Raw genomic sequence first — 17,020 nt, forward strand, 5'->3', positions numbered from 1 at the left:
CGCCGCCCGGCCGGGAGAACCGGCCGGGCGGCGGTGTCAGACGGCGAACTCGACCGGAAGGTGGTCCAGCCGCGACTCCCAGGTGGAGGCGGTGGACGTGAGTTCGGCCGGCGGGACGGCGAGCCGCAGTCCCGGCAGGCGGTGGATCAGGACGTCCACCGCCGTCTCGATGATGGCCTGGCCGATGTTCTGCGCGGGGCATTCGTGCGGGCCCGCGCTGAAGGCCAGGTGCGAGGCGTTGCCCTGGACCGAGACCCCGGCGTCCGGGCGGATCTCCGGATCGTGGTTGCCGGCCGCGAGGCCCAGCACCAGCAGGTCCCCCTCCTTGACCGGGCAGCCGCCCAGTTCCAGGTCGGCGGTGGCGAACCGCCCCGGCAGCACCGTCAGCGGCGGCTGGTTCCACATCACCTCCTCGACCACGCTGGCCAGGGTGAGCTGGCCGCTGACCAGCCCGGAGAGCCACGAGGTGTCGGTGAGGATCATCTGCAGCACCCGCGCCAGCACGTTGCTGGTCATGGTGTGGGCGGTGATCAGCACCAGCCGCAGGTGGTTGACGATCTCGTCCTCGTCGAGCCCGGCCTGGTGCTCGATGAGCCCGGTGGTGAAGTCCGAACCGGGCTCCTCCCGCTTGCGGGCGGCGAGTTCGCCGAGGATCGCCATGATGCGGTCGTTGTGCGTGAGGGCGTCCGCCCCGCCCTTGAGGACCAGGCTGCTGGACTCGGCCAGGCTGCGGCCCTCCCGCTCGGCCAGGCCGAAGACCCGGGTGAGCACCAGCATCGGCAGGTACTCGGCGAAGTCCTCGACCAGATCGGCGCGTCCGGAGACGGCGAACGCGTCGATCAGCTTGTTGGCGAAGTGGGTGGCGTGGCGGCGGATGCCCCGCCCGGCGACCGCGTAGATGTTGTCGGTGACGGCCCCGCGCAGCCGGCGGTGCGGTTCGCCGTCCTGCGAGACGCAGTCCGGCCGCCAGCCCACCATCTGCATGAGCGGCGACGTCGGCTCCACCCGTCCTTCGGCGAAGTCCCGCCAGATCCTCGAATCCCGGCTGAACTGGAGCGGGTTGTCCAGCACCCGCCGGTTCTCCCGGTAGCCGAGGACCAGCCAGGCGGGGACGTCGCCCTCCAGCAGCACGGGGGCGACCGTGCCGTGCTCCTTGCGCAGCCGCGCGTAGATGCCGTGGGGGTCGGTCGCCGCCTCCGGGCCGTAGAGCCGGGTGGCTCCGCCGCCGTGGGCGACGGGGCACCCGCCGCCGGAGGACTCGGGCGGGGTCTGGTCGTTCATCGGGGCTCCAGTGCGGCGGCCGACCGGTCCTTCAGATGCCGGATGAGGGTGACGAGCACGTCGCGGCTCGCCGACCGGTCACGGGCGTCGAAGGCGACCACCGGGGTGTGCGGGGGGATGTCCAGGGCGTCCCGGATCTCGTCCACCGGGTACTCCTCGGAGTCCGGGAAGACGTTGAGGGCGATGACGAAGGGCACGTTCTGCCGTTCCATCTCCTCGATCGCCCGGAAGCTGGAGGCCAGCCGCCGGGTGTCCACCAGGACGACCGCGCCGAGCGCGCCCTTGAACAGGCCGTTCCACAGGAACCAGAAACGTTCCTGGCCCGGCGTTCCGAACAGGTACAGCATCAGTGTGTCGTTGAGGCTGATCTTGCCGAAGTCCAGGCTGACCGTGGTCTGCGTCTTGTCGGCGACCCCGATCAGGTGGTCGACGTCGGCGCTGGCCTGGGTGAGCGTCTCCTCCGTGGTCAGCGGCTTGATGTCGCTGACCGAGCGCACCATGGTGGTCTTGCCCGTACCGAACCCTCCGGCGATCATCACTTTCACCGAGCGGGTGTCCCCGGCCTCCGGCCGCCCGGATCGGTCAAAGCCTTTGAAGTCCACTGAGTACCTCCTCAAGGAGCGCGAGGTCGGGCCCGCGACCGGCGTCGTGTGCCGGGATGGGATCACGGGCTTCGACGCGGCCGGCCTGCAAGAGGTCCGACAGCAGCACCGCGAGAATGTTGAAGGGCAGGTGGAGGTGGGCGCCGAGCTCGGCCACCGACAGCGGGTCACGGCAGCGCCGGAGGATCTCCGTGTGTTCGTGCTGCATGCCCGGTAAAGGAACGGCACGGGCGACGACGAGGGTCGCCACGTCGAGGGTCGACGCCGATCCGCCCGGCCCGCTGCGCCCACCAGTGAGGACGTAGTAGCGCTCGAGCCCGGACGGATCGGACGGTCGGCGGGGAGCACTCATCCAGAGTGCTCCTCCAGGCGCGGAGTGGTGCCGAGGAGTTCACCCATCCGGCGTGCCAGGTCCCGCATCTGATGGCCGAGCAGCCCCTGGTCGAGGCCCTCGCGGGCGAGGACGCCGAGGTAGGTCTCCATGCCGGCGCGGACCACGAAGAGGTGCCCGCCGTCCACCTCGATCATCGCCAGCCGGAGCTGCCCCGCGTGCTGCGGGAACTGCTCGGCGACCGGCTGGGCCAGTGCCTGGAGGCCGGCCACCACGGCGGCGAACCGGTCCACGTCGTCGGGGTCTTCGGCGCCGTAGGAGGTGATGGCCTTGCCGTCGCTGGAGGCAACGAGCGCGAAGCGGATCTCCTGGATGCTCTCCACAAGGTCGCGGAGCGCCCAGCTCACGTCTGTTCCCTGGTGCGTCATGGGGACTAGTCGCTCTCTTCAGTGCGGTGCTCGGTGGACGCGCCACCGGGGTTCGGTTCGCGGTCTTCCACGGTCTCGGGCGTGGGGGACGTACCGCCCACCGCGCCGGAGGCGGTGGCGAAGGCGGCGAGACCGGAGAAGGATGCGTCCGGCGGTACCGCGGAGACGGCTGTCCCCTCGGTCCGGCCGGTACGGTCGGGGCTCCCGGAGCGCTCCGGCCGCGCGTCGGCGGCCGGTTCGCGTCGGCTGCGCCGGCGGGGCAGGCCCCCGGGCGTCGTGTCGACGGCCTCCTCGGCGGGGTCGGGAACCGGGGGGTTCGCCGGGGCACCGAGGGTACCGGCGTCGTCGGGGCCGGGGACGCCGGCCGGGACCGGCGGGGCCTCGGGGGCGGCCGGGCCGCTCGGCGGGGCGGGGGCGGCCGGCGGGGTGGCCGCCGTGGGCAGCGGGCTGAAGTACTTGTGCGGTACGACGACCACGACCGAGGTGCCGAGCCAGGGCGAGTCCGCGAAGGTGACGCGGATGCCGTAGCGGCGGGCGAGGGTGCCGACGACCCGAAGGCCGATGTTGGCGTCCTCGGAGATGCCGCCGAGGCCCGCTCCGGGGGCGGTGCCCGCCAGGGCGTGTTCCGCCTCGCGCTTCTTCTCCTCGTTGAGGCCCTTGCCGGAGTCCTGGATCTCGATCCCGACGCCGTTGGGGACCTCCTTGCCGGAGATCACCACGGGCTCGGTGGGCGGCGAGTAGCGCGCCGCGTTGTCCAGCAGGTGCGCGAAGATCAGTGTGAGGTGGTCCACCAGGCCGCCGTCGACGCCCAGTTCGGGCAGGTGGCTGAGCTGGACGCGGTGGAAGTCCTTGATCCGGCCGATGCCGCCGCGCACCACGCTGAGCAGGCGCTGCGGCTCCTGCCACTGGCGGCCGGGGCGGTCGGAGCCGCCGAGCACGCCGATGCTGGCGGCGAGGCAGTCGGCGGGGCCGATCGCCTGGTCGAGTTCCATCAGGCCGCGGGCGACGGCGGGCAGCCGCCCGTGCTCGCCCTGCATCTCGTGCAGCCGGCCGCGGAGTTTGCTGGTCAGAACGTGGATGCGGTTGCCGACGCTGATGACCGCCTGCTCGGCCGACGTGGAGCGGTCGAACTCCGCCTCCAGGCCGATGAGCGCCGTCCGCAGGACTTTGCGCAGCTCGGTCTGGAGCTCGACGCCGAGCTCCGCGTCCCGCTCGATGTCGGGCAGGATGTCGTCGATGGCGTCACCGGCCCGCAGCCGGCGCATCGCACCGGGAAGCTGCTCGTCGGCGAGCCGGGCGACCGCGGCGAGCTGGCGCTCCACCTGCTCGCGCCACGCCTCGGCCTGCTCGGCGACCCGGGTCTCGTAGGCGGCGGCCTGTTCGGCCAGCCGTGCCTCGTAGGCGCGGGAGTGCTCGGTGAGCTGGGTCTCGTAGCTCTGCGACCGTTCGGCGAGCAGTTCCTCCTGGGAGGCGCGTTCGGCCGCGAACTTGCGTTCCAGGCCGGCCACGTGCTGCTGCCACTGCTGGGAGTGCTCGGTCTGCGAGGCGCGGTGGACCGCCTCGGCGCGGCTGAGCCGGCCGCGGGTGCGCAGCAGGAGCTGCACGCACGCGGTGCCGGCGGCCGTCGCCACCGCACCTGCCACGGCGGTGGTTATTCGCTCCGAGCTCATGAATGTGGCGGCCACCGTTCCGCCGCCCAGGCCCAGTGGCATGAGCCACCAGCTGTACCAGGCGACAGGGGCCCGCGCCGCCGGTGGCGGAGTGGCGAGTTCCATCTGCATCCTTCGAAGCAAACCAGTCGAACAAGGGGGTTGTGGCAAGGGCACCGCACTCATGAGTACGCACCACGGATCGACCCGTCATACGACGTGTCAACTCGCAGCGCCGGTCCGGAGCTTATCGGTTGCGAAGGGGAAAAGATCAATTCCGCAGATCATGGGATGTGAGGATTCCGTCACGCTCCGCCATGGGCCGCAAGACCGGAAAGTCGGTTACATCGGCCCACCGGGAGCGTTCGTTCGCTCGCCGGGCGAGAGGGTTCTAGGCTCGGGGGACCGGCCGGGCCGACCCCGGCCGGCGGCCGCCGGCGCGCCACGCCGGCACCGCGCTCCCGGCGTCTCCCCTGCCCGCGGGAGGCGCGCCCCTTCCCCCCGGCGGCGGCCGGGGGCCTTTCGGAGGCCCTGGATGAACACGATGCGCGCGATCAGTCAGGACACCCTCGGCGGTCCCGAGGTGTTGCGGGAAATCCGGCTGGAACGGCCCGGACCCCGCGTCAACGAGGTGCTGGTGCGGGTGCGGGCCGCCGGGGTGAACCCGACCGACTGGAAGCACCGGGCGACCGGGGGCTTCCTGGGCGAGCCGCCCTACGTGCTGGGCTGGGACGTCGCCGGCACGGTGGAGGCCGTGGGGATCGGCGTCGCCGCCTTCCGGCCGGGCGACGAGGTGTTCGGCATGCTGTCCTACCCGTACGGCCACGGCTCCCACGCGGAGTACGTGAGCGCGCCGGCGCGGGTGTTCGCGCCGCGGCCGGCGGGGATCGACCACGTCCAGGCGGGCGCGCTGCCGCTGGTCTCGCTCACCGCCTGGCAGGCGCTGGTGGAGCGGGCCGACGTGCGGCCGGGCCAGCGGGTGCTGATCCACGCGGCGGCCGGCGGGGTGGGCCACGTCGCGGTGCAGATCGCCAAGGCCCGCGGCGCCCACGTGATCGGCACGGCGAGCGCCGCCAAGCACGACTTCCTGCGCTCGCTCGGCGTGGACGAGCCGCTCGACTACCGCGAGCGGGACTTCGCGGAGGTGGTGCGGGACGTCGACGTGGTCCTGGACACCATCGGAGGCGACACCGGCATGCGTTCGCTGCGGGTGGTGCGCCCCGGCGGGATCGTGGTGTCCATCCTGCCCGTGGGCCCGGACGCCTTCCTGGAGGAGGCCGAGCGGCTGGGCGTGCGGGCGCTGCGGATGCTGGTCGATTCCGACCGCGCCGACCTCCGGGAGATCACCGGCCTGGTCGAGTCGGGGCGGCTGCGGGCCACCGTCGCGGGGACCTTCCCCCTCGCCGAGGCGGCCGAGGCGCACCGGCTGGGCGAGACGGGCCGGACCCAGGGGAAGCTGGTCCTCGTCATGGAGTGACCGGGTGCCCGTTCTTGACGGAGCCCCCACGATGTGAAAATCCGGCGACATATGTCGGTCGAACATGCTCAGTTTTCCCTCAACAAGGGTAACTTGCTGAACAGCAAGGGCCGTTGGGGCAGTCCCGCCCCCACGGAGCCCATCCGCGGAGCATGCTGGAGGCGGTGGCGTCGTGCGGCGGGAATCCGTGTCGCTCAGCCGACACCTACGGGTCCACCAGGACCGGGGCCACACCGTGCTGGAGTTCCGCGGCGAGATCGACATCGCCTCCGCCGCGGAGATCGGCCCGCTCCTGGACCGGGAGACGGGGCGGCCCGGCGCCCTGGTCGTGCTCGACCTCGGCCGTGTCGAGTTCTTCGACTGCTCAGGGCTGCGGCTGCTGAACCGGGCCCGTGGACGGGTGCTCGGCGGCGGCGGACGGGTGCACCTGGTGTGCGCCCACCCGCTGACGCTGCGCATGCTGCGGATCACCGGTCTGGCCGCGGTGCTGCCGCCGCATCCGGACCTGGAGGCGGTGCCCGGCCTCGGCCGGCCGCGGACGGACCGGACGGAGCACTGACCGGGCCCGCCCCCTGCGCGGCGGGCCGGCTCCCGCGTGCCGGGGGCCGGCCCCGGCGGCCGCGCCTCCTCGCACCCCCTCCCCTCCCCCCGGAGGCGCCAACAGCCCTTCCTGGCACGGAAGATGACGGGCATCCGGCCGGGAGGAAGGAGGGCCGACGCCACGACGTCTCCGATCAAGCGCCTCCCCCGCCGCGTGCCCGGCCGGGTGAAGGCGGCAGGCGCCCTGGTCCTGGTCCTCGCCGCGCTCTTCGCCGGGCTCCGGCTGAGCGTCGTACCGGGACTGAGGGACCTGTTCGGCAGCGAGACCCGGTCGCGCCCGGCCCGCACCGTCCGGCGGGCGGCGGCGCGCGGCGCGTCCCGGCGGGAGTGCCCGGCGGGGCCGGGGAAACGGAAGCGCTCCCGGGGCGGGAGACGCCGGGGCGCCCGGCATCCCCGCGGCCGCGGCGGGTAACCGCCTCACCACGCGGGGAAGTCGACGACCGGAGGGCCGATCCATGCGTACCGTTCCACGTCCGCGCTTCCTCTCCCGCTCCCGTCCCGCCGACGCGGGCGAGGAGGCCGTCCGGCCCGGACGGCGCCCCGCCGCCCTCGCGCTGCGGCTGCTGGTGACGGCCTGCGCCTTCGTGGTGATGGTGGCCTTCGCCGCCGTCCTGGCCCGGCTGACCCTGCACCCCTCCCCCGCCTCGGAGGCGCTGGTCCACACGAACCTGCGGCCGGGCCGTTCCCTGCGCGCCTACCTGGACCAGCCCGCGCTGCGCGACGCGGTCAAGCAGGTCGGCGGCAACCTCCTGCTGGGGGTTCCCTTCGGCGTGCTGGTCCCGCTGGTCGCCCCGGGGGCGCGCGGCGCGCCGCGCCTGCTGCTCCTGACGGCCGCGGTGATGCTGCTGGTGGAGTTCGCGCAGGGCGCGCTGGTCACCGGACACGCCTTCGACATCGACGACGTGATCCTCAACAGCGCGGGAGCGCTGGCCGGTTACCTGCTCCTGGGCCGCCGGATGAGCCGGGCGGTGCACGCGCGGCGGGCCCGTTCGTAACGGAATGGCAGGTGGTATGGACCAGGGTATTGACGGGCCCTTATCTCACTCCTTAAATCAAGGGCGTCACCCTTACCCCCCACCTCGGTCGGCGCCCCCGTCACGGCGGGGCGCCGTACGGAAGGGAGAGCCGTGGCCCGCCCACGCCTGCTCCGCAGATGTCTGCTCGCCGCCCTGTCCGCCGGGCTGGCCGCCTCCGTCGTGACCGGCCCCGCCCGGGCGGAGACCCCACCAGAGACCCGGGCCGCGGTCGCGCCCGCCACGGTGACGTTCTCCGACACCTTCGACGGTCCGGCCGGCGCCGCCGTGGACTCCGCCAAGTGGCAACTGGAGACCGGCGACAACGTCAACAACCACGAGCGGCAGTACTACACGTCCGGCACCAGGAACGCGGCCCTGGACGGCCAGGGGCACCTGGCCATCACGGCCCGCCAAGAGAACCCGTCCGACCACCAGTGCTGGTACGGCACCTGCCAGTACACCTCGGCCCGGCTGAACACGGCCGGCAGGTTCACCGCGCAGTACGGGCACGTGGAGGCCCGGATGAAGGTGCCGCGCGGGCAGGGCATGTGGCCGGCGTTCTGGATGCTCGGCAACGACCTCGGCCAGGTCGGCTGGCCGGACTCCGGCGAGATCGACGTGATGGAGAACGTCGGCTTCGAGCCGTCCACGGTGCACGGCACGATCCACGGCCCGGGGTACTCCGGCGCGGACGGGATCGGCGCGGGCTACACCCTGCCGGGCGGTCAGGCGTTCGCGGACGGCTTCCACACCTTCGCCGTCGACTGGGCGCCGGGATCGATCACCTGGTCGGTGGACGGGAACGTCTACCAGCGCCGCACCCCCGCCGACCTGGGCGGCCGTCAGTGGGCGTTCGACAAGCCGTTCTTCCTCATCCTCAACCTGGCGGTCGGCGGCTACTGGCCCGGCGACCCCGACGGCTCCACGTCCTTCCCGCAGACCCTGGTCGTGGACCACGTCTCCGTGACGACGGGCGACGCGCCGGCCGGCGAGGCGGTCCGCGGACTGGCGGGCAAGTGCGTGGACGTGGCCGCGGCGAACTCGGCGAACGGCACGCCCGTCCAGCTCTACGACTGCAACGGCACCCCGGCCCAGCAGTGGACGGTGGGCCCGGACGGCACGATCCGGGCGCTCGGCAAGTGCCTGGACGTGGCGAGCGGCGGCACGGCCGACGGCACCCCGGTCCAGTTGTGGGACTGCAACGGTTCGGCCGCCCAGCGCTGGGTGGTGACCGGGGCCCGGGACATCGTCAATCCGCAGGCCGACAAGTGCCTGGACGTCAGCGGCAACGACCCGGCGAACGGCACGCGGCTCCAGATATGGACCTGCACGGGCGGCGCCAACCAGAAGTGGACGGTCGGCTGACCCCGCGCCACGGTGGTCCGGGCGCCCCGCGCCGGGACCACCCCGCCGGTCCCCGCCCCGCGGGGGCCGGCCCGGCCTCGCCGGCCGGGCGCACCGCCCCGGCCGGCGCCTCCCGGGTCAGAACACCTAGCGCGGGGTCCAGGTGAACTTGTCGCCGCCCACCCAGCGCACCACGTCCGGGTCGTCGAGGTCGTGGACCACGATGCCGAAGGCGGCGGCGGTCTCCAGTACGTCGATGACGGTCCGCGCCTCGCCGACCACCTGTCCGTCGATCTCCACGATCCGGAACGGCGGCGTGCCGGGCTGCACCCCGAGCACGAGGATCCGCGGACTGCCGATGTGCGGGCTCGCGATTTCGGTCATGCCTAGAGGGTAGGCCGCAACCGGGTGCGTCGGCCTCGCGAGCGGTCCGGGACGCGGGAGGCGACACCTCGCATTCGAACAGTTCGAACCATCCGGGCCGGGGCCACGCGCCCCGGGGCGGGGCGGGCCGGGCCGCCGTGCGCTCCGGTGGGCGGTGGGCAACCCTGGAGGTGCCGAGCGAGGAGGTGGCGATGGACCCCGTCGAGGCGCTGGAACGGATCGCCTTCCTGCTGGAACGCTCCCAGGAGCCCACCTACCGCGTCCGGGCCTTCCGCACCGCGGCCCGGGTGCTGGGCGCGCTGCCCGACGGCGAGGTGGCCGAGCGGACGCGCACCGGGTCGCTGGAGTCCCTCAAGGGGGTGGGCCCGAAGACGGCACAGGTCGTGCGGGAGGCGCTGGACGGGCGGACGCCCGGCTACCTGGAGCGGCTGGAGGGCGAGGCGTCCGCCCCGTTCGCCCGGGGCGGGGAGCGACTGCGGTCCCTGCTGCGCGGCGACTGCCACCTGCACTCGGACTGGTCCGACGGCGGCAGCCCGATCGAGGAGATGGGCCGGACCGCGGCGGCGCTCGGCCACGAGTGGGCGGTCCTGACCGACCACTCGCCCCGGCTCACGGTGGCCCGCGGGCTCTCCCCGGCGCGGCTGCGCGAACAACTGGACGTGGTGGCCCGGCTCAACGAGACGTGGGCCCCCTTCCGCCTGCTGACCGGCATCGAGTGCGACATCCTGGAGGACGGCTCCCTGGACCAGGAACCGGAGCTGCTGGACCGGCTCGACGTGGTCGTGGTCTCGGTCCACTCCGCGCTGCGCATGGACGCCCGCTCGATGACCCGGCGGATGGTGGCCGCCGTCCGCGATCCGCACGCCGACGTGCTCGGGCACTGCACCGGGCGGCTGCTGACCGGGCGGGGCCGGCCCGAGTCGGAGTTCGACGCGGACGAGGTCTTCGCGGCCTGCGCGGAGTCCGGCACCGCCCTGGAGATCAACAGCCGCCCGGAGCGGCTGGACCCGCCGCGCCGGCTGCTGCGCCGCGCGGTGGACGCGGGCCTGCTGTTCTCCGTCGACACCGACGCGCACGCCCCGGGCCAGCTCGACTGGCAGATCCACGGCTGCGCGCGGGCGGAGGAGTGCGGGGTGCCCCCGGAGCGGGTGGTGACGACCTGGTCGCTGCCCGACCTGCTGGCCTGGACCCGGGAAGGACGCGCGCCGTCCGGAGTGGCGGCGCCCTGACGTGGTACCCGTGCCGCCGTACGGGGCGCCGGGGCGCCCGCGAGGACACGCGCGGCGGGCGCGGGACGGAAAGGGAACGGCGTATGGAACGGGCGGCCGTGTTCGACGTCGACGGAACCCTCGTCGACACCAACCACCTGCACGTGACCACGTGGTGGGAGGCGTTCCGGCAGGCCGGCCACCGGGTGCCGATGCACGCCGTCCACCGGGCCGTGGGACTGCCCTCCGCCGACCTGATCGGCCATCTGCTCGGCGCGGACCGCGACCGGGACCGGGACGCGGAGCTGAGCGCCGCCCACACCGCGCTGTACGGCCAGTTCTTCGACCGGCTGCCGGCGCTGCCGGGGGCGGGCGAGCTGCTGCGGCACCTGGCCCGGCACGGCTGGGCGGTCGTCCTCGCCACCTCGGCGGGCGGGCCCGAACTGGCGGCGCTGCGCCGGGCGATCGACGCGGACGACGCGATCACCGCGACCGCGAGCGCCGACGACGTGGCGGCGGGCAAACCGGCGCCCGATCCGGTGCGGCACGCGCTGGACCTCGCCGGGGTGCCGCCGGGGCGGGGCGTCCTGGTGGGCGACACGGTCTGGGACATGCGCGCGGGCCGCCGGGCCGGGGTGCGGTGCGTGGGCCTGCTCTGCGGCGGCCTGCCCCGCGCCGACCTGGAGGAGGCCGGGGCGGAGGCGGTCCACGCCGATCCGGCGGAGCTGCTGGCCGCCCTCCCGGACAGCCCCCTCGCATGAGCCGGGCGCGGGCACACCGGCGCCGCGGCGGCCACCCCCGTACGCGCGCGGCCCCCGGGGCGACGCGCCGCACCCGGGGGCACCCGCACCCTCGCCGTGGCCGCCGACGAGCATCGCTTCCCCACCGTGCCGGAGGGCGCCGCGCTGGACCGGTACGGAAGACTGCTGGAGCTGATCGGCGACTCCCACGCCCAGGCCGCCGGCCTGCTCGGCGAGGACGGGGCGCGGTCGCCGCGCGAGGGGCGGCGGGCGGCGTCGGAGGAGCTGCACGCCCGGCTGCACGAGGAGCCGCGGGAGCACGCCGGGCGACGGGCCTGCGGTGCCGCCGTGCTCGGCACGCTACTGCTCCAGGCGAGAACTTCTGGGCGGACGTCGTCCCGGCCCGGCGGAGCGGGGGCAGGCCCGGGGCGACCGGAGCACCGGCCACCCGAGCGGCCGTCGGGCTCGGCCGCCGAAGTCGTGACACACCCCCGGAAACCCGGCGAGCGGGTACGGGTGACACGGATCACCACGGATCCCGACAGACGGGGAACACCCACCGCCACCGGTGCGTTGGAACAAGTGTGGATACGGATGGAACAGTGTCCTCGGGCCACACCTTTCGCCCACGGGGACGATCGTCCGGCTGAAGCCCCGTGGAGCCCCCCGCCGGGAGGCGACCGCCATCCGCGTCCACCCCATACCGCCCCGACCGTGATCCCCCCGTCCGGTCGGGGCTCTTCTTTGCCCGGAGCCGGCCGGGGTACCCGGTGGCCCGCGAGGAGCATCCGGCGAGAGGAGCGGACGGTGGGCGGCACGACGGGCAAACGGATCGTGGTCACGGGCGCCACCGGCAACGTCGGCACCAGTGTGGTGCGGCTGCTGGCACAGGACCCGGAGGTCGAGTCGGTGCTGGGGCTGGCCCGGCGGCTGCCGGACCGGCCGCCGCCGAAGACGGAGTGGGCCTCGGTCGACCTGGCCCGCGACCACGACGACCTGGCCGGGCACTTCACGGGCGCCGACGCGGTGATCCACCTGGCCTGGGCCTTCCAGCCGACGCACGATCCGGCCACCACGTGGCGCACCAACGTGCTCGGCTCCCTGCGCGTCTTCGGGGCGGCGGCCTCCGCCGGGGTGCCCGCGCTCGTGCACGCCTCCTCGGTCGGCGCGTACTCGCCGGGGCCGAAGGACCGCGCCGTAAACGAGTCGTGGCCGACGCACGGCTGGCCGGACGCGGCCTACTGCCGGGAGAAGGCGTACCTGGAACGCGTCCTGGACACCTACGAGCGCGACCATCCGGACATGCGCGTGGTGCGGATGCGGCCGGCCTTCCTCTTCAAGCGGGAGTCGGCGAGCGAACAGCGCCGGATCTTCGCCGGCCGGTTCCTGCCGGGCCCGGTGGCCCGCCCCGACCTGCTGCCGGTGCTGCCGGACGTGCCGGGGCTCCGGGTACAGGTGCTGCACACCGACGACGCGGCCCACGCGTACCGGCTCGCCGTGCGCTCGCCGGAGGCCCGGGGGCCGTTCAACCTGGCCACGGAGCCGCCGGTGGACGCGGGCACGCTGGCCGCGATGACCGGCGGACGGCCGGTGCGCCTGCCGCGCACGGCGGCGCGGACGGCGATGGCCGCCGCGTGGGGCCTGCGCCTGCTGCCCGCCTCCCCGCACCTCTTCGACGCGGTACTGCGGCTGCCGCTGATGGACTGCGCCCGGGCGCGGGAGGAACTGGGCTGGCGGCCGGAGCGCACGGCCACGCAGGTGCTGGAGGAGTTCCTGGAGGGGCTGCGCCAGGGCGCGGGCGCGGCCACGGTGCCGCTGCGGGGCCGCAAGGCGGGCTGAGCGGGACGGCAGGCGCGAGGCCCGGCCGGAGGGACGCTCCGGCCGGGCCTCACGTGGTACGGGAACCGGCCGCGGGTCGTGCCCACGACCCCGGGCGGTACGGGAACGGGCCACCGGCAGCCGACGCCCCCGGGCCGGGAGGATGCCGGCCGGGGCGGCGGGAGCCGTCAGCCCGGGGACTCGTCCGGCACCGGGTGTTCGGGGTGGACCGCGCCGGAGTGCGGGGCGCCCTGGCGGCCGGTCCCCGCCTCGTCCGTGTCGGGGACGTCGGTGACCCGCGCGCCGTCGGGACCCTCGGCCACCGGCTCGTCCGCCCCCTCCTCGGGCTCGTCGGTCTCGTCGTCCGTCACTCCTGGCTCGCCCCGCGCCTCCCGCCCGACGGCGTCCGGGCCGGGCTCGTGCGTCCGCGGGCTCCGGGTGGGCGCCGCGCGCTTCGGGGCGGCCTCCCAGGGGTCCTCGCCGGTGCCGGCCTGCTGGTCCTGCATGTCCCGGGGGACGGGGGAGCCGTTCTCGCCGGGTCCTTCGGAGCGGTGGTCGGTCACGGCGGTCTCCCTTCCGTCGGTTTCCCCCGTCGGTCCAGCGGTCCCGGGTAACCGGGGCCGGGCCCGGCGAAACCTCGGCGCGGGTCCGTTCCCTCAGCGCGGGGTCCGTTCCCTCAGGGCGGTGCGCCAGGCCGGGGGCGGGTTCTGCGGCTCGGGGTCGGGACGCCGGCCGCCGCGGGCGAAGAAGTCGGCCAGCGGCAGGATCGCGGCGCCGACGGTGACCGCGTCGGGGCCGAGCCGCCCGAGATCGACGGTCACCTTCCGGGCGGGGTGGCGCAGGGCGTAGGAGACGGCGTGGCGGCGGACGGCGGGCAGGAAGCGGGTGCCGAGCTGGAGCCCGGCCCAGCCGCCGATGAGGATGCGCTCGGGCTGGAAGAGGTTGATCAGGTCGGAGAGCCCGGCGCCCAGGTACTCGGCGGTCTCCTCCAGCACGGAGAGCGCGACCGGGTCGGCGGCGGTCTCCCCGGGCGGATAGGCGGCGGCGAGCATGCCGGTGAGCGCGGTCTCCTCGTCGGTGTCCTCCGGCACCGTGCCGCCGGCCTCCCGCCAGCGGGCCAGCAGCGATTCCGCGCCCGCGTACGCCTCCAGGCAGCCGAGCGCGCCGCAGCGGCATCGGCGGCCCCGCACCCGTACGGTCAGGTGCCCCCACTCGACCGCCCGGCCCTGCTCGACCTCGGGGGTGACGAGGCTGGCGCCGACGCCGGAGCCGAAGAGGACCACGACCGCGTTGCGGGCCCCGCGCCCGGCGCCGAACCACATCTCGGCCTGGCCGAGGGTGCGGGCGCCGTTGTCGATGGCGTAGGGGACGCTCTCCGGCAGGGGGGAGGCGGCGCGCAGCAGCCGCTCCAGCGGCACCGCGTCCCAGCCGATGGTCTGGCCGTGCACCACGGCCCCGTCCTCGGCGGTGTGCTCGACGATGCCGGGGACGCCGATCCCGACGCCGAGCAGCCGCTCGGGAGCGAGTCCGGCGGTGGCGAGCACCTCGGCCACGCCGTCGCGGATGTGACCGACGATGGCCTCGACCTCGTGGCCACGCCGGGTCAGCGGGCGTTCGGCGCGGGCGAGTTCGGTGAGGGTGAGGTCGAACAGCTCGATGCGCACCCGGGTCTCGCCGACGTCGACGCCGATCATGTGGCCGCTGCCGGGCGCCACCGCGAGCAGGGTGCGGGGCCGGCCGCCGTCGGAGTCGACGCTGCCGGCCTCCCGGACCAGCCCGTCGGCGACGAGGTCGGCGACGACGTTGCTGACCGATCCGGAACTCAGCCCGGTCGCCGGGCCCAGTTCGAACCGGCTGAGCGGTCCGTCGAAGTAGAGCCGCTGGAGTACGGCCGTGCGGTTGGCCCTTCTGAGGTCGCGTACCGTACGTCCGTTGCGCCCCGCCATGTGGCTCCTTCCGAACCGGGTTCCGGCTGGCAAGATACCTCTGCCGCGGGACCGGCCGCGACTTTCCTCCGCACTTAATTCATGTTCTGAACCTTTCGCCGTCCCGGGCGCAGCGCGGAAAACCGTTCGCCCGGCCCTCTCCCGTCTCCCTAGGGTGGACGCCGGCCCCGGGACCCCGGGCGCCGTCGCGTCCGGAGACACCCCATCATGAGACCACTGACCGAGCCGGACATCCGCGCGTCCTTCGTCAACTGCTCCCAGGGCGAGGCGAAGCGGATGTCCGTCCCCCGCGACCTCGCCGAACGCCCCTGGGAGTCGCTCGACTTCCTCGGCTGGCGCGACCCCGGGGCGCCGGAGCGGGCGCATCTGGTCACCGAGCACGGCGGGCGCCTGGTCGGCGTGGCCCTGCGGGTACCGCCCGCCCGGCGCGGTTTCCTGCACCGCAGCATGTGCTCGCTGTGCCTGACCACCCATCCGCGGGGCGGGGTCGCGCTGATGACCGCGCGCAAGGCGGGCCCGGCCGGCCGCGAGGGCAACTCGGTGGGCCTGTACCTCTGCGCCGACCTGGCGTGCTCGCTGTACCTGCGGGGGCTGCGGGTGCCGCGGTCCGGGGCCCGGTTCGAGGAGAGCCTGACCCTGGAGGAGCAGATAGCGCGGACATCGGACCACCTCGCCGCCTTCCTCGCCAAGCTGACGACCTGACGCGCCCGGCCCCTCGGTCCTCTCCCACATCCCCTCTTCTCCCTCCCTTCCCTCCCTCTCCTCCCCTCGCGTCCCTCTCGCCCCGCCTCCCCGTCGCCGGTGCTCCGGCGGGGAGGCGGGGGACCCGTCCGGCGGTGTGCGGCGCGTGCAGGCGTGTGGTCCGGCGGTGTCCGGTTACCGTCCTGTCCGGACACGTTCGAGGCCCCGGCGAAGGGGAACGCCCTGAGGATGCTGGATGTACGGGAGAGCACCGCGTGGGTCGCGCGCCTGGTGAAGTGGCACCGCGACCCGATGGTGGTGCAGGCGCTGCGCTCGGCCGCCGCGGCGTCGATCGCCTATGTCATCGCCCTGCGGCTGAGCCCCGAACCGGCCCCGCTCACCGCTCCCCTGACCGCGCTGCTGGTCGTCCAGGTCACCTTGTACGCGACGCTCAAGATGAGCTTCCGCCGGGTCAACGCGGTGGTCGCGGGCGTGCTGGTCGCCATCGCCTTCAGCCAGTTGGTCGGCCTGTCCTGGTGGAGCCTGGCCCTGGTGATCGTGGCGGCGCTGGGCGTCGGGCACCTGGTGCGGGCGCACGAGTTCGTGGCCGAGGTGGCGATCAGCGCCATGCTCGTCCTCGGCGTCACCTCGCACGGGACGCTGGCCTGGGCGCGGGTGGTGGAGACCCTGATCGGCGCGGTCGTCGGACTCACCTTCAACCTGGTGCTGGCCCCGCCGGTGTGGGTGGAGCAGGCCGGCGAGTCCATCGAGGGCCTGGCCCGCCGGGTGCGGCAACTCCTGCTGCGCATGGGCGAGCAGGCGGCCGGGCGCACCCGCTACCACGAGGCCGCGGCCCGGCTGCACGAGGCCCGGCAGCTCGACCACGACATCGCCGAGGTGGACGAGGACCTGCGGCAGGCCGAGGACAGCCTGCGGCTGAACCCGCGGGTGCGCGAGGGGCTGCTGCACCGGGTGGTGCTGCGCACCGGGCTGGACACCCTGGAGATCAGTACGGTGGTGCTGCGCGTGCTCGCCCGCAGCCTCACCGACCTGGCGAAGGTGCGCGAGCCCGATCCGCTGTTCCCGCCCCGGACCGGGGAGACGCTGGAGCGGCTGCTGTCGGAGGTGGCCGACGCGGTGGTCAGCTTCTCGGTACTGGTCACCACGAGTGCCAGCGAGAACGCCGAGTCCGCGGAGGAACGGCTGACCGCCGAACTGCGGCAGGCCGCGCTCACCCGGGACCGGCTGGCCGAACTGCTGCTGGAGGACGTCCGGCGGGACTCCCGGCAGTGGCAGCTGCAGGGCGCGGTGCTGACCGAGGTGAACCGCATCATCGACGAGCTGGACACCGAGCACCGTTCGCGCCGGCTGCTGGAGGAGCTGGACCGGCACACGCGCGAGCAGCGCGAACGCCGGCCCCGGCTGACCGGGTTGCGGGACCGGATCTGGCCGCACCTGCCGCCGCGGCCCCGGCGGCTGCGCAAGCCGTGGTGACGGGTGAGGGGCCTGGCCGCG

General features: G+C 74.4%; 17 protein-coding genes and 1 pseudogene. 10 read left to right on the forward strand and 8 right to left on the reverse strand.

The genetic code is table 11. The annotated features are described in order from the left end of the window. Window positions 1-36: 36 nt before the first annotated feature. From VM636_RS01115 to VM636_RS01135, 5 genes are read right to left on the reverse strand one after another with little or no spacing between them, the layout of a single operon-like run. Entirely contained in the window at window positions 37-1,281 is a 1,245-nt protein-coding gene (locus tag VM636_RS01115) for a cytochrome P450 (RefSeq protein ID WP_053912761.1), read from the reverse strand. After that, window positions 1,278-1,883 carry an ATP/GTP-binding protein gene (locus tag VM636_RS01120; protein ID WP_030420416.1) on the reverse strand — a complete coding sequence of 202 codons (606 nt, stop codon included), beginning with the start codon at window positions 1,881-1,883 and terminating at the stop codon, window positions 1,278-1,280. The genes VM636_RS01115 and VM636_RS01120 overlap by 4 nt, the downstream gene beginning before the upstream one ends. Further along, a complete protein-coding gene (locus VM636_RS01125) occupies window positions 1,864-2,235 on the reverse strand; it encodes a DUF742 domain-containing protein (RefSeq protein WP_030420415.1) in 372 nt (123 codons plus the stop codon). The genes VM636_RS01120 and VM636_RS01125 overlap by 20 nt, the downstream gene beginning before the upstream one ends. Then, a complete protein-coding gene (locus VM636_RS01130) occupies window positions 2,232-2,642 on the reverse strand; it encodes a roadblock/LC7 domain-containing protein (protein WP_030420414.1) in 411 nt (136 codons plus the stop codon). The genes VM636_RS01125 and VM636_RS01130 overlap by 4 nt, the downstream gene beginning before the upstream one ends. Before the next feature lie 5 nt (window positions 2,643-2,647). After that, a complete protein-coding gene (locus tag VM636_RS01135; protein ID WP_338482954.1) occupies window positions 2,648-4,417 on the reverse strand; it encodes an ATP-binding protein in 1,770 nt (589 codons plus the stop codon). 409 nt (window positions 4,418-4,826) lie between these two features. Between VM636_RS01135 and VM636_RS01140 the strand changes: the two genes are divergently transcribed. The 5 genes and pseudogenes from VM636_RS01140 (at window position 4,827) to VM636_RS01160 (ending at window position 8,749) form a co-directional block, all read left to right on the forward strand. After that, complete coding sequence (locus tag VM636_RS01140; RefSeq protein WP_030418992.1) at window positions 4,827-5,768, forward strand: NADP-dependent oxidoreductase; 942 nt, start codon at window positions 4,827-4,829, stop codon at window positions 5,766-5,768. Between the two features lie 172 nt (window positions 5,769-5,940). Then, window positions 5,941-6,327 carry an anti-sigma factor antagonist gene (locus VM636_RS01145; RefSeq protein ID WP_030418991.1) on the forward strand — a complete coding sequence of 129 codons (387 nt, stop codon included), beginning with the start codon at window positions 5,941-5,943 and terminating at the stop codon, window positions 6,325-6,327. A gap of 123 nt (window positions 6,328-6,450) precedes the next feature. Further along, window positions 6,451-6,636: pseudogene (locus VM636_RS01150) on the forward strand (hypothetical protein); the annotation flags it as partial. A 187-nt stretch (window positions 6,637-6,823) separates the two neighbouring features. Continuing rightward, complete coding sequence (locus VM636_RS01155; protein WP_338482956.1) at window positions 6,824-7,363, forward strand: VanZ family protein; 540 nt, start codon at window positions 6,824-6,826, stop codon at window positions 7,361-7,363. Between the two features lie 132 nt (window positions 7,364-7,495). Continuing rightward, window positions 7,496-8,749, forward strand: coding sequence for an RICIN domain-containing protein (locus VM636_RS01160; protein ID WP_338482957.1), 1,254 nt, complete (start codon window positions 7,496-7,498; stop codon window positions 8,747-8,749). Between the two features lie 126 nt (window positions 8,750-8,875). Here the strand turns inward: VM636_RS01160 and VM636_RS01165 are convergent, their stop codons facing one another. Next, the gene (locus VM636_RS01165; protein WP_030418988.1) at window positions 8,876-9,112 is read right to left on the reverse strand and encodes a hypothetical protein; all 237 of its coding nucleotides are present in this window, start codon (window positions 9,110-9,112) and stop codon (window positions 8,876-8,878) included. A 191-nt stretch (window positions 9,113-9,303) separates the two neighbouring features. On the opposite strand from VM636_RS01165, the gene VM636_RS01170 reads away from it, so the two are divergent. The 3 genes from VM636_RS01170 to VM636_RS01180 all read left to right on the forward strand — a co-directional run bounded on the left by VM636_RS01170 (window position 9,304) and on the right by VM636_RS01180 (window position 12,899). Beyond that, window positions 9,304-10,341 carry a PHP domain-containing protein gene (locus tag VM636_RS01170; RefSeq protein WP_338482958.1) on the forward strand — a complete coding sequence of 346 codons (1,038 nt, stop codon included), beginning with the start codon at window positions 9,304-9,306 and terminating at the stop codon, window positions 10,339-10,341. An 83-nt stretch (window positions 10,342-10,424) separates the two neighbouring features. Then, window positions 10,425-11,081, forward strand: coding sequence for an HAD family hydrolase (locus VM636_RS01175; RefSeq protein ID WP_030418986.1), 657 nt, complete (start codon window positions 10,425-10,427; stop codon window positions 11,079-11,081). A gap of 786 nt (window positions 11,082-11,867) precedes the next feature. Further along, window positions 11,868-12,899 (forward strand): SDR family oxidoreductase, encoded by a 1,032-nt coding sequence (locus VM636_RS01180; RefSeq protein ID WP_037857576.1) that lies wholly within the window; start codon window positions 11,868-11,870, stop codon window positions 12,897-12,899. Window positions 12,900-13,066: 167 nt separating this feature from the next. Here VM636_RS01180 and VM636_RS01185 read toward each other — a convergent pair whose 3' ends face one another. Next, window positions 13,067-13,441, reverse strand: coding sequence for a hypothetical protein (locus VM636_RS01185; RefSeq protein ID WP_030418984.1), 375 nt, complete (start codon window positions 13,439-13,441; stop codon window positions 13,067-13,069). 93 nt (window positions 13,442-13,534) lie between these two features. Next, window positions 13,535-14,824: an ROK family transcriptional regulator gene (locus tag VM636_RS01190; RefSeq protein WP_338482959.1), complete on the reverse strand. Its 1,290-nt coding sequence runs from the start codon at window positions 14,822-14,824 to the stop codon at window positions 13,535-13,537. Window positions 14,825-15,031: 207 nt separating this feature from the next. On the opposite strand from VM636_RS01190, the gene VM636_RS01195 reads away from it, so the two are divergent. Then, complete coding sequence (locus VM636_RS01195; RefSeq protein ID WP_030418982.1) at window positions 15,032-15,526, forward strand: FBP domain-containing protein; 495 nt, start codon at window positions 15,032-15,034, stop codon at window positions 15,524-15,526. A 228-nt stretch (window positions 15,527-15,754) separates the two neighbouring features. Next, on the forward strand, window positions 15,755-16,999 hold the full coding sequence (locus VM636_RS01200; protein ID WP_030418981.1) for an FUSC family protein: 1,245 nt from the start codon (window positions 15,755-15,757) through the stop codon (window positions 16,997-16,999). Window positions 17,000-17,020: the final 21 nt, after the last annotated feature.

It is taken from the genome of Streptomyces sp. SCSIO 75703 (genome assembly GCF_036607905.1).
GTDB lineage: Bacteria > Actinomycetota > Actinomycetes > Streptomycetales > Streptomycetaceae > Streptomyces.